The organism is Rhodococcus sp. P4_F3_2 (assembly GCF_056401335.1).
In genome coordinates, this window is sequence record NZ_JBFUJN010000162.1 from 1 (window position 1) to 507 (window position 507).

At 42.9% G+C, this 507-nt stretch carries 1 protein-coding gene; it reads left to right on the forward strand.

What is annotated here, in order from left to right; all coding sequences use genetic code 11:
- Nucleotides 1–109: 109 nt before the first annotated feature.
- The coding region (locus AC1DWA_RS33240) for a hypothetical protein (RefSeq protein ID WP_477917716.1) at nucleotides 110–507 on the forward strand (398 nt) is incomplete at its 3' end.

The window sequence follows — 507 nt, forward strand, 5'->3', positions numbered from 1 at the left end:
CTGAAAGAAACTGAAAGAAAACATGAACAAAGAGATGATGATCGAACARGAGCTCAAGGAGATCAARCAGACGAGCCAAGACGTACAGAGGGARATGGAATTGACTTCGATGACGTTGCTCAGCAAATTAGAGAACGACATCGAAACACACAAGCTGCATACAAACAAAACTTTGGCCGAGATGAAGACGGCCATCAGAGTGTTACARAGCGAAATGAAACAGAATCAAGAGTTTCTGAGCAAAGAATTTCAAATAAACAATCAAGCGATCAAGGACGAGCTAGAGAAGATCAACAACAACCTGGGGAGCAAGTTCGACAGCTTGAGCGCGACAGCGAAGGCGGAACTCAGAGAGGTCGAAAAAAACAGCAAGACTATGATATCGAACGCTAAGTTGGGTGTAGCATTTAATGGCTGGTTAGATTGGGTGAAGTATGGAGCCGGTGCAGCTGTCTTTATGGTTCCTATGTTCTTCTTGTTTAAATGGTTCTTTGGGTTATTTGGTAT